The sequence below is a fragment of the Streptomyces sp. V4I8 genome (genome assembly GCF_041261225.1).
GTDB lineage: Bacteria > Actinomycetota > Actinomycetes > Streptomycetales > Streptomycetaceae > Streptomyces.
In genome coordinates this window covers 5,897,032-5,910,744 of record NZ_JBGCCN010000001.1, presented here as the reverse complement: position 1 = coordinate 5,910,744, position 13,713 = coordinate 5,897,032, and the positions used below count along the sequence as shown (strand labels likewise).

The window sequence follows — 13,713 nt, the reverse complement described above, 5'->3', positions numbered from 1 at the left end:
CGAGCACCGCGGCCCGTCCTCTCCCCCGCGGGAGGACGGGCCGCGGCGTGTGTGCGGTCGTCAGGTCAGGTCAGCAGCCGGTGGCGTTGAACTTCCAGAAAGCGGACCTGGTCTCCGGTCCGGCTACCCCGTCCACTTCGAGGTGGTAGCCGAAGATGTGGCCGAAGGTGTTCAGGTAGCGCTGCAGCGCCCTGATCGTGTTCGGGCCGACGACTCCGTCGACGTCACCGGCGTTGTGCCCCCTTGCGTTGAGGAGACGCTGCGCCGCCATCCAGCTGTTGCTGCCCAGCTGTCCGTCGATCGTGCCGGGGTTGTAGCCCCGGTCGCGCAGCCAGCACTGCCAGTTCTTGGCCCGCTCCGTGTTCAGGCCGAGGTTGTTCACCGCGAGGATGGAGACCTCGGAGTGCGCGGCCGGCTTCACGTCCTGCGCCGCGAAGCTGGTGCCCGCGGTCGCGAGGCCTCCGGCGGCGAGGCCGACGACGGCGCTGACGGCGACGAGGGTCCTGGTCCAGACATTCGGTCGCATTCGTTTCCCTCTCGATCCGGGTGGGTGGCGGTCCGTGCCGCCTGGCTGGCGATACGAGAGTGCGGGGCCGGCGACGAGGGCTGCCACAGCCGCCGCGCAACTGACGTCACGGCGGGACGTCCCACCCCCTGACCTGCATGGACGCCGACCGCCGGGACGCCGCCGCGGGACATCTTTGGCGGGAGGTCTGTGACGGGGCGGTGGCCGATTCCGGACCGGTGCGGGAACCCGCATCCGTCGCGGGCCGTGGATGCTGATGCAGAATGCGCGGGGGCGGGGCCCGCTGACCGACGGACCGCGCGCCCGGACCGTGAACGCGAGTGGGGGAAACATGTCGCGTTGGGCAGTGCTGCCCGCGGAACTGGATCCGCGCGTGCGGCAGTTGGTGGTGCGATTACGCCGGCTCAAGGACCACAGCGGGCTGAGCCTGCGGCAGCTGGCGGCGAGAACGGGGTACAGCCCGAAGTCCTGGGAACGGTACCTGGGCGGCAGGTCGCTACCGCCTCCGGAGGCCGTCGAGGCACTGGCCCGCGCGGTGGGTGAGGACCCGACGCGCTTACTGGCGTTGCACGAGGTCGCCACGGCGGTGTGGGGGAACAGGCACGCCGAGACCAGCGAGGCCGCTGAGGTCACCGAAGGCACAGAGGTCGCAGAAGTCACCGGTACGCGGTCGCCCGGCCGTTCGCTGCGTGTCGCCCTGGTGGCGGGAGCCGTGGCGCTGGTCCTGGCCGTCTCCGCGGCCGTCCTTCTCGTCGTACGGCTGAACAGCGGCGAGGAGGAGCACCCGACGGCTCCCCTCGCCGCCACCGCCACGCCGGGCAGGTCGGCGGCCGCGTCGGCGTCACCTTCGGCGCCCACGTACACCTGCGCTTTCGAGCGGATCGACGGCCGCTGGACCGCGGGCATCAGCCGCACCGAGGGCGCCATCCTGGTGAACGGCCACGCGGGGCCGGAGGTGGCCGAGGCGCAGTGTCTGCTGCGCCGGTCGGGCATCTCGCCGGGCGACGTCGACGGGATCTTCGGTCCGCTGACGGAACGCGCGGTCAAGCAGGCACAGGAGCGGGCCGGTCTGGTCGTGGACGGCATCATCGGCCCGCACACCTGGAAGGCCCTACGACGATGACGACACCGTCCCCGGAACGGGACCGACTGGCCACCGCGCTGAGGGAGTTGAAGGCGCGGACCGGCCTGAGCCTGGTCGCCCTCGCGGCGAAGACCGCGTTCAGCAAGTCGTCCTGGGACCGCTACCTCAACGCCCGGTCGCTCCCTCCGCGCGACGCCGTGCAGGAGCTGTGCCGTCTCGCCGGTGAGCCGGAGGGGCGCTGTCTGGCCCTGTGGGAGATCGCGGAGTCGGAGGGGAGCGGGCGGGCGGCGACGGAGGACCCGCGATCCCTGCCACCGGCCCTGCCGGTCGGTCACACGAGCACCCCTGACACCGGCACACCCGACACCGGCACACCGGTGACCGGCGCACCCGACACCGGCTCCGTCCACCGCAGTGCGACGGTCGTCGCAGTGCTCGCGTCGGTGTGTGCCTTGGTCGTCGGGGGCGTCGGGGCCGTGGCCCTTCTGCTGCCGCACCGGGACGGCGAACAGCGAGCGACCCTGCCCCCGCCCTCGTCCGCGGCGGGGCCGCGCTGCCAGGGAACGGTCTGCGAGGGCCAGAGCCCGATGCACATGAAGTGCGCCGCCGCGCCGGCGACCCTCGCCGCGTACCGCACCGCCACCGGCGCCTGGATGGAACTGCGCTACAGCGAGGAGTGCGGGGCGAGTTGGGCCCGGATGTGGGGGACGCGGGTCGGCGACCGGATCGAGATGACGGCGCGAAGCCGCGACCGTCGTGACGATCGCGCCGACGGTGACGGCGGTGACGACCGTGTCCGCAGCGCCGAGGTCCACGACGGCATCGACGCGGACGCCTACGTCTACACGCCCATGACGGCGGCTCGTCCCGGAGCCGTCGTCCGGGCCTGTTTCCGGCCTGCGACGGGGGGCGAGAGGGAGTGTTTCGACAGCCGCGTGGCCGGATGAGCCGTCGGTGCCGCGTTGTCAGTGCCGACCTCTACAGTCACGGACATGGCGACTCTTCCGAACCCTCTGCCGAGGCTCGCTTCCCTCGGCCTGCACCTCCCGCCCGGCGGCCTGGTCGACGCGACCGACGAGGGGCCGTGGCATGAGCCGCTGCTGTGGCTGGCGGACGCACCGGCGGCTCCCGGCGAATGGGCCGCGCTCCGGCGGACGGCACCGGCCGTGGGCCTGCTCCCGGTCGTCCTCGACGTCGGCGCCGGTCATGGTGGCCCGGAGCTGTGGGAGTTGATACCGGGCGAGATGTCGTACCCGGGGGATCACGACGCCGAGGAGGTGCTGGAGGAGTTCTGGGAGGAGTGCGCGGAGGAGGACGAGGACTGGCCGGGCCTGGCCGAAACCAAGGGCGCCGACACGGAGGGCGCCGGTACCGCCGGCACGGAGGGTGCCGGTACCGGGAGTGCCGGTACCGCCCCGGACCCCGAATCCGTCGCCTCCGACGTCGTGGACTCCCTCCTCGACGGCCGTGGCCCCCTCAAGGACCCCCGTCTCGCCCTCGTCCCGGCCCGCCGCAGCGCCGACATCCCCACGGCGATCGGCTGGATGGGTCCGGCGAACCACGAGAACGACACCGGCCGCCTGTCCGCGGTGCTCCGCTCCTGGGAGGACCGGTTCGGCATACGGACCGTGGCCCTCGGCTTCGACACCCTGCTCGTGTCCGTCGCCGCCCCGCCCACCACCCTCGCCGAGGCGGAGGCGCTGGCCGCCGAGCACTTCGCGTTCTGCCCGGACAACATCTGGCAGGGCAGCGACAGCACCCTCCGCGCCTACGCCGAACACCAACTCCTCAACCAGCCGGCGTGGCACTTCTGGTGGGACTGACCGACTGTCGGCCCCGTCACGCCGTGAGTGCTGTGCGGGACTTTCGACACACCCCCTAGGACCGCAGCCCCTCCCCCAGCCTCTTCAGCCCCTCCCCGATCTCCTCCGGCGTCTGCGTCACGAAGCACAGCCGCAGCGTCGACCGGTCGGGCTCACCGGCGTAGAAGGGGACCCCGGGCACATAGGCGACGTCGTGCCGCACCACCTCGGGCAGCAGGGCCACCGTGTCGTACGACTCCGGCAGGCGGGCCCAGAGGAACATGCCGCCCTCGGGCCGGTTCCACGACGAGCCCTCCGGCAGCGCCTCCGCCAGCCCCGCCAGCATGGCGTCGCGGCGCGCGCGGTAGACGTCCCTGACGCGGGCCACATGGGTGTCGAGGCCGGTCAGACAGCGGGCGGCGGCGAGCTGGTTGAGGGTCGGGGTGTGCAGGTCGGCGGCCTGCTTGGCGACCGCGCAGGCCCGCCGCAGGGCAGCGGGTGCGCGCAGCCAGCCCAGCCGCAGCCCCGGCGCCATCACCTTGGAGAAGGAGCCGAGCAGCACCGTACGGTCCTCCGCCCCCGGGTACGTCGCGATCCACGGCACGCGCTCGCCGTCGTACCGGAGCTCGCCGTACGGGTCGTCCTCGACGATCCACACCCCGCTCCGTGCGGCGACCTCGGCGACGGCCGCCCTGCGCTCGGCGGGCAGGGTTCTGCCGGTCGGGTTCTGGAAGGTGGGCACGGTGTAGAAGAGCTTGGGCCGCTCGCGCACCACCAGCTCCTCCAGGGCCCGCGCATCGACCCCGTCCGCATCGCCCGGCACAGCGAGGATCCGGGCTCCCGCGAGGCCGAAGGCCTGAAGTGCCGCCAGATAGCAGGGGTCTTCGACGAGGACCGTGTCGCCGGGCTCCAGCAGTGCGGTGGCCAGCAGCGACAGGCCCTGCTGGGAGCCGGTGGTGACGAGTAGGTCGTCGGCGTCGGTAGGGAGCCCGCGCGCCGCCATGCGTGCGGCGAGCCCGATGCGCAGGCTCGGCTCGCCCTCCGTCGTGGAGTACTGCAGCGCCTGCGCCGGCGTCTCGGCGAGCACGTCCCGGAAGGCGGCCGCGATGCCCTCCCGGTCGAAGAGCTCCGGCGCCGGCAGTCCGCCCGCGAAGTTGATGACCTCGGGGCGGGCGGTGACGGCGAGAATGTCCCGCACGGGCGAGCCCCCGACCGACGTGGTCCGCGCCGCGAGCGGCGGCACGGCGGCTGGGGCGTGGTGGGGCGCGGGCTCGATGACGGTCATGACACGGCTCCTTCGGCACGGCGACGAGGGGGTGACGGCTCGTGCCGGGCAGCCTAGAGAACTACGTGCCGCCTACATGCAGCTTTTCGGCATACGGACGCGCCCACTCCGCACTACGACGCCACCCGAGGTCGACAACCGGCCTCGCGACAGGACTTGAGCCGCCCCGAGGCCTCGACGACACCCGCCGCCGCACGTATGCGCAGGCTTCCCGCGTCCCGTACCGAGCCGCTGGGACGGGGTATCACCGCAGGCCAGAGCCGCCCGCGCCACCCGGGCGTCCCGAATTCCGCTCCGCCGGTGGCGGCCGGGCCGGATGATCACGCAGGCTGAGCCCGACCCCAACCCCCCACCGATGGAGAGGGCCGCACCATGTCCGCGTCCGCACACCCCCCGCGCACCCACGTCCGGCTGCTCGCCGCCACGCTGGTGGCGATCGCCGCGCTGACGCTCACCGCGTGCAAGGACGGCCAGGGCCTGCGCGACGAGGGCCCGTCGACCCCGACCAGCCCCACAGCCACGTCACCCACACCGCCCCCGGCGTCCGACCGGCCGTGACCGGGACGCCGTTTGCCCGACACCGCAGCGTCAGCCGCGACCCAGCTTCTGCGCGGCCTCCGTCGCCCAGTACGTGAGGATGTTGCGCGCACCCGCACGCTTGATCCCGGTCAGCGCCTCGAAGATCGCCCGGTCCCGGTCGATCCAGCCCTTCTCGGCGGCGGCCTCGATCATCGAGTACTCGCCGGAGATCTGGTAGGCGGCGACCGGCACGTCCACCGCGTCGGCGACCCGCGCCAGGATGTCGAGGTAGGGCCCGGCCGGCTTGACCATCACCATGTCGGCCCCCTCCTCCAGGTCGAGGGCCAGCTCGCGCAGGGACTCCCGCACATTCGCCGGATCCTGCTGGTACGTCTTCCGGTCCCCCTGCAACGACGAGGCGACGGCCTCCCGGAAGGGCCCGTAGAAGGCGGAGGCGTACTTGGCGGTGTAGGCGAGGATGGCGACATCCTCCCGCCCGATCTGATCAAGGGCGTCCCGGACGACCCCGATCTGCCCGTCCATCATCCCGCTGGGCCCGACGACATGCGCACCCGCGTCGGCCTGCACCTGCGCCATCTCGGCGTACCGCTCCAGGGTGACGTCGTTGTCGACGCGCCCTTCGGCGTCCAGCACCCCGCAATGCCCGTGATCCGTGGTCTCGTCGAGGCACAGGTCGGACATCACGAGCAACTCGTCCCCGACCTCGGCCCGCACGTCCCGGATGGCGACCTGCAGAATCCCGTCCGGATCGGTCCCCGGCGTCCCGAGGGCGTCCTTTTTCTCCTCCTCCGGCACCCCGAAGAGCATGATCCCGGAGACACCGGCCGCCACCGCCTCCGCGGCGGCCTTCTTCAGGCTGTCCCGCGTGTGCTGGACGACCCCCGGCATGGCGGCGATCGGCACCGGCTCACTGACGCCCTCGCGCACGAAGGCCGGAAGGATGAAGTCGGCGGGGTGCAGCCTGGTCTCGGCGACCATGCGCCGCATGGCGGGAGTGGTCCGCAGACGCCGCGGCCGCGTGCCGGGGAAAGATCCGTACGTCGTCATGCCACCTACGCTACGCCCGCCCCGGCAACACCTTTGCCGACGTGCCGTCGGGACGCCCTGAGGACCAACCCGGGCCCGGCATGCGGGCCCGCGCCCGACAGGTCATCCTGAAAATGGGCCCGGAGACCCGGAAGCCGGGGAGACCCGGAAGCCGGGAGACCCGGAAATCCCCGAAGCCCAATTGGGCCCCAGCCCCCAGCCCCCAGCCCTCAGCAGCAGCCCGCTCCCCGTCCCGCTCCCCCTCCCCCCGAACGCAAGGACCCCGACGGCCCGCCCCACCCCCACCGCCTCGCCGCCGCCGTCCCTCCGTACGTACGCGCGCACCACGGAGGACGCGATGACCGCCACCCACCACAACACCCCCGACCTCTTCGCCCTCTCCGAGATCCACGGCCCGGTCCTGCGCCCCGGCGACGACGGCTACGCCGACGAGGTCACCGGCTTCAACCTGGCCGCGTTGCACACCCCCGACGTGGTCGTGGGCGCGACGGGCGCCGACGACATCGTGACGGCGCTGCGCTGGGCGTCGGCCACCGGCACGCCGGTGGCGGTCCAGGCGACGGGCCACGGCGCGAACTTCCCGATCGACCACGGCCTGCTGATCAGCACGGCCCGCATGACCGACGTACGCACAGACCCGGACCGTCGCCTGGCGACGGTCGCGGCGGGCGCGAAGTGGCGGCACGTCCTGGAGGCGACCGCCCCGCACGGCCTGGCCGCACTCTGCGGTACGTCCACAGACGCGGGCGCGATCGGCTACACACTGGGCGGCGGGCTTCCGGTCATGGGCCGGGCCTACGGCTACGCGACCGACCTGGTCCGCTCCTTCCAGGTCGCCACACCCGACGGCACGCTCCACGAGAGCGACCCCGACCACGAGCCGGAGCTGTTCTGGGCGCTGCGCGGCGGCAAGGGCAACGTAGGCGTGGTGACCTCCATGGTCTGCGAGTTGCTGCCCCTGCCCACGGTCCTCGGCGGCGGCGTCTACTGCCCCGGCGAGCACACCGAGGCCCTGCTCCGCACGTGGGCCGACTGGACCGGCACCCTCCCGGACGACATGTGCAGCGCCTTCACGCTCCTGCGCCTGCCCCCGATCCCGGAGATCCCCGAACCGCTGCGCGGCGGCTTCTGGGCCCGCGTCGCGATCGCCTGGCCCGGAGACCCGGCGGAGGGCGAACGCCTGCTGGCCCCGATCCGCGCGGCGGCACCGGTGGCGGTCGACACGGTGGAGGTGATGCCGTACGCGGCCCTGGACCGCATCCACATGGAACCGCAGGACCCGCTCCCGGCCCGCGAGTCGTGCGCCCTGCTGCGCGACCTCACCCCCGAGGCCATCGACACGTTCCTGTCCCAGGTCGGCCCGGAGGTCCCGGACTGCCCCCTCCTGGTGGCGGAGATCCGCCACATGGGCGGCGCCCTCTCCCGCCCCGCCCGCCTGGAGGACGCCATCTGCTCCCGGGACGCCAACTACCTCCTGGAAACGGTCGGCGTCCTCGCCGCCCCACCCGCAGCCGAGGCCATAGAACAGGCAACCAGAGCCCTGCACACGGCCATGGCCCCCTACGGCACAGGCCACACCATGGTCAACATCCACGGCACGCCCGGCGACGAGTCCGACCGAGCCCGAGCCTGGACCCCAGAGGTCTACACCCGCCTGCGCCAGGACAAGTCAACCTACGACCCATCCAACCTGCTCCGCTTCGGCCACACGATCACGGCAGGATCTGTTTAGCCCGTCCGGCGTTGAGGACGAGGCCGCAGGCCTTTCAGCCCGTCCGGCGTTCGAGGACGAGGCCGCAGGCCGACAGCGGGGGTCCAGGGGACGGCAGCCCCCTGGTGGGGTCGAAGGGGCAGCGCCCCTTCAAGGGATGGGACGGGTAGGGGCGGCGGGGGCGAAATCCGCGAGCCCCGCCCCCACCTACGTGGTGGACCGCCGCCGCCGAGCCCCCGGCCGCCGCTCACTCGGCCGAGTAACCGGATCCCCAGCCTCCACCGCGGCAGCCCGCCGCCGCATCCCGAACTCCGCCAACGCCTCAGCCAACTTGTGCACGGACGGCTCCGGAGCCATCACATCCACCCGAAGCCCATGCTCCTCGGCGGTCTTCGCGGTAGCGGGCCCAATACAGGCGATCACCGTCACGTTGTGCGGCTTGCCGGCGATCCCCACCAGATTCCGCACGGTCGACGACGACGTGAAGAGAACGGCATCGAAGCCACCCCCCTTGATCGCCTCCCGCGTCTCGGCCGGCGGCGGCGAAGCCCGTACGGTCCGATAGGCCGTGACGTCATCGACCTCCCAGCCCAGCTCGATGAGCCCGGCCACCAGGGTCTCCGTCGCGATGTCCGCCCGAGGCAGGAACACCCGGTCGATCGGATCGAAAACGGGGTCGTACGGCGGCCAGTCCTCAAGCAGCCCCGCAGCCGACTGCTCCCCACTGGGCACCAGATCCGGCTTCACGCCAAAGGCGATCAACGCCTTCGCGGTCTGCTCCCCCACCGCCGCGACCTTGATCCCGGCGAACGCCCGGGCATCGAGCCCGTACTCCTCGAACTTCTCCCGCACGGCCTTGACCGCGTTCACGGAGGTGAAAGCGATCCACTCGTACCGCCCGGTGACGAGCCCCTTGACCGCCCGCTCCATCTGCTGAGGCGTCCGCGGCGGCTCGACGGCGATGGTCGGCACCTCGTGCGGCACGGCCCCGTACGACCGAAGCTGGTCGGAGAGCGAAGCAGCCTGCTCCTTCGTGCGCGGAACGAGTACCCGCCACCCGAAGAGCGGCTTGGACTCGAACCACGACAGCTGATCACGCTGAGCAGCGGCGGAACGCTCACCGACCACGGCTATCACCGGCCGCCCGCCCTCGGGCGAGGGCAGCACCTTGGCCTGCTTCAACGTCTGCGCGATGGTCCCGAGCGTCGCGGTCCACGTCCGCTGCCGCGTCGTCGTACCGGCGACCGTGACCGTCATCGGCGTATCGGGCTTACGCCCCGCCGACACCAGCTCGCCCGCGGCAGCGCCCACGGAGTCCAGCGTCGTCGACACGACAACCGTCCCGTCCGACGCCCCGACCTCGGTCCAGCACCGGTCGGACGCCGTCCGCGCGTCCACGAACCGCACATCCGCGCCCTGCGCGTCCCGCAACGGCACCCCGGCATACGCCGGCACACCCACGGCGGCGGCCACACCGGGCACGACCTCGAACGGCACGCCCGCCGCGGCGCACGCCAGCATCTCCTCGGCGGCGTACGTGTCGAGCCCGGGATCCCCGGACACCGCACGCACGACCCGCCTGCCGCCCCGCGCGGCCTCCATGACAAGATGTGCGGCATCCCGCACCGCGGGTAGCGCAGCGGTCGTTGACGCGCCGTCAACTACTGCTAGCTGAGGCGTGCCTGTGCCCGGACCCGGGTTCGAAGATGAACCCGCGGAGTCCCCTGAGGGCCCCGTGTCCGTGTGCACTTCGGCGACGCCGTGCCTGGCGTGCACGCGTACCACGTCGAGCACCTCGTGCTCGGCGACGAGTACGTCCGCGTTCGCCAGCGCCTCCACGGCGCGCAGAGTCAACAGCCCCGGATCCCCGGGTCCGGCACCGAGGAAGGTGACGTGCCCGTGTTCAAGGCCGGCGGGAAGGGTGGTGGGGCTCACTGTGCTCGCTCCCCCATCAGACCGGCCGCGCCCTGCGCAAGCATCTCGGTAGCGAGTTCGCGACCGAGCGCCAGCGCTTGGTCGTGCGTCTCGGGCACGGGACCGGTGGTGGACAGCTGCACCATGCGGGTGCCGTCGGTCGTGCCGACGACGCCGCGCAGGCGCATTTCCTTGACAATCTGCCCGTCGGCCAGCAGGTCGGCCAGCGCGCCCACAGGGGCGGAGCAGCCGGCCTCCAGGGCGGCGAGCAGTGATCGCTCGGCGGTCACGGCGACCCGCGTGAACGGGTCGTCGAGCTCGCCGAGCGCGGCGATGAGGTCCGCGTTGTCCGTGGTGCACTCGATCGCCAGTGCCCCCTGGCCGGGGGCGGGCAAAACCGTGTCGACCGACAGGAAGTCGGTCACTTCGTCGATGCGGCCGATGCGACGCAGGCCGGCCGCGGCCAGCACCACGGCGTCCAGCTCGCCGTCACGCACATACCCGATGCGCGTGTCCACGTTCCCGCGGATCGCGACCGTCTCGATGTCCAGCCCGTGGCTGCGCGCGTACGCGTTCAGCTGCGCCATCCGGCGCGGCGAACCCGTACCGATGCGCGCCCCGCGCGGCAGGTCGGTGAACTTCAGGGCGTCCCGCGCGACGATCACATCGCGCGGATCCTCCCGCTCGGGAACGGCCGCGAGGGTCAGTTCCTCGGGCTGCGTGGTCGGCAGGTCCTTGAGGGAGTGCACCGCGAAGTCGACCTCGCCCTTGAGCAGCGCGTCGCGCAGGGCGGTGACGAACACACCCGTGCCGCCGATCTGCGCGAGGGCCTCGCGCGAGACATCGCCGTACGTGGTGATCTCGACCAGCTCGACGGGCCGTCCGGTCACTTGGCTCACCGCGTCGGCGACCTGCCCGGACTGGGCCATGGCGAGCCTGCTCCGTCTGGTGCCGAGCCGTAGTGGCTGCTGAGTCATCGTGGGCCTCGGTTCTTCTCGGTGCTGTCCTCGGCCCGGGAGACGGAGGCCACCGTCTCCTGATCGAGGTCGAACAGGGTCCTCAGGGCGTCCGCGTACCCCGCGCCGCCCGGCTCTGCCGCGAGCTGCTTGACCCGTACGGTCGGCGCGTGCAGCAGCTTGTCGACGACGCGCCGCACGGTCTGCGTGATCTCGCTGCGGTGCTTGTCGTCGAGGCCCGGCAGACGGCCCTCCAGCCGGGCGATCTCGTTCGCCACGACATCGGCGGCCATCGTGCGCAGGGCGACGACGGTGGGCGTGATGTGCGCGGCCCGCTGCGCCGCCCCGAAGGCCGCGACCTCGTCGGAGACGATACGGCGGACCTGGTCGACGTCGGCCGCCATCGGAGCGTCGGCGGAGGCTTCCGCCAGCGACTCGATGTCCACCAGCCGCACCCCGGCGAGCCGGTGCACGGCCGCGTCGATGTCGCGCGGCATGGCCAGGTCGAGCAGACAGAGCACCGGCGCGGGACGCGGCACCTCGACGACCGGCTCGGGCTTGCGGCGCTCGGGGATCCGGCCGACGGTGGCCACGGTCGCGGCGAGCGCGGTGATCAGCTCGGCGTCGGCCTCGGGGCTGCGCCGGGCGGCCTCACGCCGGTCGACGGCACTGCCCGCGGCCCAGCTCGCGTGCTGCTCCAGCGTGGCCGCGTCCATACCGGCGACGGCGGCCTCCCCCATGACAGAGAAACCTCCCTGCACGGAGCCGAGGTCAAGCGGGCAGTCCTCGTCGGTGCCGACGCTGGTGGGCGGCAGCGGGGTCTGGCGTACGTCGGTGGTGTCGGCGTTCGTCCTGGCGGCGGGCGACTTGGCCGTCGTACGAGCGCTGTCACCGGCCTCGTCGAAGGCGACCGGCTGACCGGTACGGCCTTCCACCGCCGCGGCGACGTCCTCGGCCGTGAGGACGGTCCCGGTCGCGCCGGTGCAGGAGACGACGACATCGGCACGTGTCAGCTCGACCGGCACCGCGTCCATCGGTACCGCGCGGGCCGGCACGTCCGTGCCGTCGGTCAGGCCCTGCCCATATTGCTCTACGAGCAGGGTGGCGAGGCGCTCGGCGCGGTCGTAGGTGCGGTTGGCGACCACGATCTCGGTGACCCCGACCCGCGCGAGGGTGGCCGCGGCCAGGGAGGACATCGAGCCGGCGCCGATGACCAGGGCCTTCTTGCCGCGGGCCCAGTCCTCGACGGTCGTACCGGCGGACAGCTGCTCCAGGCCGAAGGTGACCAGGGACTGCCCGGCGCGGTCGATGCCGGTCTCGGAGTGGGCGCGCTTGCCGACGCGCAGGGCCTGCTGGAACAGGTCGTTCAGCAGCCGCCCGGCGCTGTGCAGCTCCTGCGCCTTGGCGAGGGAGTCCTTGATCTGCCCGAGGATCTGCCCTTCCCCGACGACCATGGAGTCGAGCCCACAGGCCACGGAGAACAGATGGTGGACGGCCCGGTCCTCGTAATGGACGTACAGATAGGGCGTGAGCTCGTCGAGCCCCACCCCGCTGTGCTGAGCGAGCAGTGTGGACAGCTCGGCGACACCGGCGTGGAACTTGTCCACGTCGGCGTACAGCTCGATGCGGTTGCAGGTGGCGAGCACCGCGGCCTCGGCGGCCGGTTCCGCGGCCACGGTGTCCTGCAGCAGCTTGACCTGGGCGTCCGCGCCGAGCGCCGCGCGCTCCAGGACGCTGACCGGGGCGCTGCGGTGGCTCAGCCCCACGACGAGGAGACTCATGCCGGCATCACGGCGGGTACGTCCCCGTCGGGTCCCTGGTCGGCGGGTACGTCGGACTCCTCGCGGGTGACGGCGGCCGGTCCGGTGCCGTCGGAGTGGGCGGCGTCCTCGCCGGCCTTGCGCTGCTCGTGGAAGGCGAGGATCTGCAGCTCGATGGAGAGGTCGACCTTGCGCACGTCGACGCCGTCCGGAACGGTCAGGACGGTCGGCGCGAAGTTCAGGATGGAGGTGACCCCGGCGGCCACGAGGCGGTCACAGACCGCCTGGGCGGCACCGGCGGGGGTGGCGATGACGCCGATCGACACGCCGTTGTCCTGGATGATCTTCTCCAGGTCGTCGGAGTGCTGCACGGGGATCCCGGCGACGGGCTTTCCGGCCATCGCGGGGTCGGCATCGATGAGCGCGGCGACCCGGAACCCACGGGAGGCGAACCCGCCGTAGTTGGCGAGCGCGGCGCCGAGGTTACCGATACCGACGATCACAACCGGCCAGTCCTGGGTGAGCCCCAGCTCACGGGAGATCTGGTAGACGAGATACTCGACGTCGTAGCCGACACCCCTGGTGCCGTACGACCCGAGGTACGAGAAGTCCTTGCGCAGCTTCGCGGAATTGACTCCCGCCGCGGCCGCGAGCTCCTCGGAGGAGACCGTGGGTACCGAGCGCTCCGACAGTGCGGTCAGGGCTCGGAGATACAGCGGAAGCCGGGCGACGGTGGCCTCGGGAATCCCTCGGCTACGGGTCGCCGGTCGGTGAGTTCGGCCAGTTGCCACGGTGCTCCTGCGGGTAGAGCGGGACTGCCGGCGGTCAGTCGTCCCCCGACCGCCCCGTCGAATGCAGGCTATGTCTTTGTGAACGCGTGCACAAAGATGGTGTCCGATTTGCCCGCCCAACGTGACCGGGCTCACGCACGCCCGGCGCACTGGTGTGGAACCGGCGCATACGCACCACCGTTCCTCATCTCCTGGGGGCAAAACCGCACACTCTCCTCAACGATCCCCGCCCCCGAGACCAAGTCGCCGTCGATCCTAAGCCGTTTCCGCCGCAGTTGGACTACCCGGTCAGTCACC

The 13,713-nt window shown here is 72.2% G+C and carries 12 protein-coding genes; 5 read left to right on the top strand and 7 right to left on the bottom strand.

Annotated elements, in window-relative coordinates; all coding sequences use genetic code 11:
- Window positions 1–70 precede the first annotated feature (70 nt).
- Window positions 71–526 (bottom strand): peptidoglycan-binding protein, encoded by a 456-nt coding sequence (locus ABIE67_RS26910; RefSeq protein ID WP_370262412.1) that lies wholly within the window; start codon window positions 524–526, stop codon window positions 71–73.
- 331 nt (window positions 527–857) lie between these two features.
- On the opposite strand from ABIE67_RS26910, the gene ABIE67_RS26905 reads away from it, so the two are divergent.
- The 3 genes from ABIE67_RS26905 to ABIE67_RS26895 are packed head-to-tail and all read left to right on the top strand — an operon-like array spanning window position 858 to window position 3,433.
- Entirely contained in the window at window positions 858–1,649 is a 792-nt protein-coding gene (locus ABIE67_RS26905) for a peptidoglycan-binding protein (RefSeq protein ID WP_370262408.1), read from the top strand.
- Window positions 1,646–2,557: a DUF2690 domain-containing protein gene (locus tag ABIE67_RS26900; RefSeq protein ID WP_370262404.1), complete on the top strand. Its 912-nt coding sequence runs from the start codon at window positions 1,646–1,648 to the stop codon at window positions 2,555–2,557. The genes ABIE67_RS26905 and ABIE67_RS26900 overlap by 4 nt, the downstream gene beginning before the upstream one ends.
- 45 nt (window positions 2,558–2,602) lie before the next feature.
- Window positions 2,603–3,433, top strand: coding sequence for a DUF4253 domain-containing protein (locus ABIE67_RS26895; protein ID WP_370262399.1), 831 nt, complete (start codon window positions 2,603–2,605; stop codon window positions 3,431–3,433).
- Between the two features lie 55 nt (window positions 3,434–3,488).
- Here the strand turns inward: ABIE67_RS26895 and ABIE67_RS26890 are convergent, their stop codons facing one another.
- Window positions 3,489–4,697, bottom strand: a complete 1,209-nt coding sequence (locus ABIE67_RS26890) for a PLP-dependent aminotransferase family protein (protein ID WP_370262395.1) — start codon at window positions 4,695–4,697, stop codon at window positions 3,489–3,491.
- 372 nt (window positions 4,698–5,069) lie between these two features.
- Here ABIE67_RS26890 and ABIE67_RS26885 point away from each other — a divergent pair, with 372 nt between their 5' ends.
- Complete coding sequence (locus tag ABIE67_RS26885) at window positions 5,070–5,255, top strand: hypothetical protein (protein WP_370262391.1); 186 nt, start codon at window positions 5,070–5,072, stop codon at window positions 5,253–5,255.
- A 30-nt stretch (window positions 5,256–5,285) separates the two neighbouring features.
- Here the strand turns inward: ABIE67_RS26885 and hemB are convergent, their stop codons facing one another.
- Window positions 5,286–6,284: a porphobilinogen synthase gene (gene hemB, locus ABIE67_RS26880; RefSeq protein ID WP_370262387.1), complete on the bottom strand. Its 999-nt coding sequence runs from the start codon at window positions 6,282–6,284 to the stop codon at window positions 5,286–5,288.
- Window positions 6,285–6,621: 337 nt separating this feature from the next.
- On the opposite strand from hemB, the gene ABIE67_RS26875 reads away from it, so the two are divergent.
- Window positions 6,622–8,016 carry an FAD-binding oxidoreductase gene (locus ABIE67_RS26875; RefSeq protein ID WP_370262382.1) on the top strand — a complete coding sequence of 465 codons (1,395 nt, stop codon included), beginning with the start codon at window positions 6,622–6,624 and terminating at the stop codon, window positions 8,014–8,016.
- 186 nt (window positions 8,017–8,202) lie between these two features.
- On the opposite strand, the gene ABIE67_RS26870 is transcribed toward ABIE67_RS26875, so the two are convergent.
- The 4 genes from ABIE67_RS26870 to ABIE67_RS26855 are packed head-to-tail and all read right to left on the bottom strand — an operon-like array spanning window position 8,203 to window position 13,416.
- Window positions 8,203–9,930: a uroporphyrinogen-III synthase gene (locus ABIE67_RS26870; RefSeq protein WP_370262378.1), complete on the bottom strand. Its 1,728-nt coding sequence runs from the start codon at window positions 9,928–9,930 to the stop codon at window positions 8,203–8,205.
- Window positions 9,927–10,886, bottom strand: coding sequence for a hydroxymethylbilane synthase (gene hemC / locus ABIE67_RS26865; protein WP_370262373.1), 960 nt, complete (start codon window positions 10,884–10,886; stop codon window positions 9,927–9,929). Before hemC ends, ABIE67_RS26870 begins: the two co-directional genes overlap by 4 nt.
- Window positions 10,883–12,646: a glutamyl-tRNA reductase gene (locus ABIE67_RS26860; RefSeq protein WP_370262369.1), complete on the bottom strand. Its 1,764-nt coding sequence runs from the start codon at window positions 12,644–12,646 to the stop codon at window positions 10,883–10,885. Before ABIE67_RS26860 ends, hemC begins: the two co-directional genes overlap by 4 nt.
- Complete coding sequence (locus tag ABIE67_RS26855; RefSeq protein ID WP_370262364.1) at window positions 12,643–13,416, bottom strand: redox-sensing transcriptional repressor Rex; 774 nt, start codon at window positions 13,414–13,416, stop codon at window positions 12,643–12,645. Before ABIE67_RS26855 ends, ABIE67_RS26860 begins: the two co-directional genes overlap by 4 nt.
- Window positions 13,417–13,713 lie beyond the last annotated feature (297 nt).

Coding starts and splice junctions, on each gene's coding strand:
- ABIE67_RS26910 (WP_370262412.1), bottom strand. CDS start 526: ATGCGACCGAATGTCTGGACCAGGACCCTCGTCGCCGTCAGCGCCGTC.
- ABIE67_RS26905 (WP_370262408.1), top strand. CDS start 858: ATGTCGCGTTGGGCAGTGCTGCCCGCGGAACTGGATCCGCGCGTGCGG.
- ABIE67_RS26900 (WP_370262404.1), top strand. CDS start 1,646: ATGACGACACCGTCCCCGGAACGGGACCGACTGGCCACCGCGCTGAGG.
- ABIE67_RS26895 (WP_370262399.1), top strand. CDS start 2,603: ATGGCGACTCTTCCGAACCCTCTGCCGAGGCTCGCTTCCCTCGGCCTG.
- ABIE67_RS26890 (WP_370262395.1), bottom strand. CDS start 4,697: ATGACCGTCATCGAGCCCGCGCCCCACCACGCCCCAGCCGCCGTGCCG.
- ABIE67_RS26885 (WP_370262391.1), top strand. CDS start 5,070: ATGTCCGCGTCCGCACACCCCCCGCGCACCCACGTCCGGCTGCTCGCC.
- hemB (WP_370262387.1), bottom strand. CDS start 6,284: ATGACGACGTACGGATCTTTCCCCGGCACGCGGCCGCGGCGTCTGCGG.
- ABIE67_RS26875 (WP_370262382.1), top strand. CDS start 6,622: ATGACCGCCACCCACCACAACACCCCCGACCTCTTCGCCCTCTCCGAG.
- hemC (WP_370262373.1), bottom strand. CDS start 10,886: ATGACTCAGCAGCCACTACGGCTCGGCACCAGACGGAGCAGGCTCGCC.
- ABIE67_RS26860 (WP_370262369.1), bottom strand. CDS start 12,646: ATGAGTCTCCTCGTCGTGGGGCTGAGCCACCGCAGCGCCCCGGTCAGC.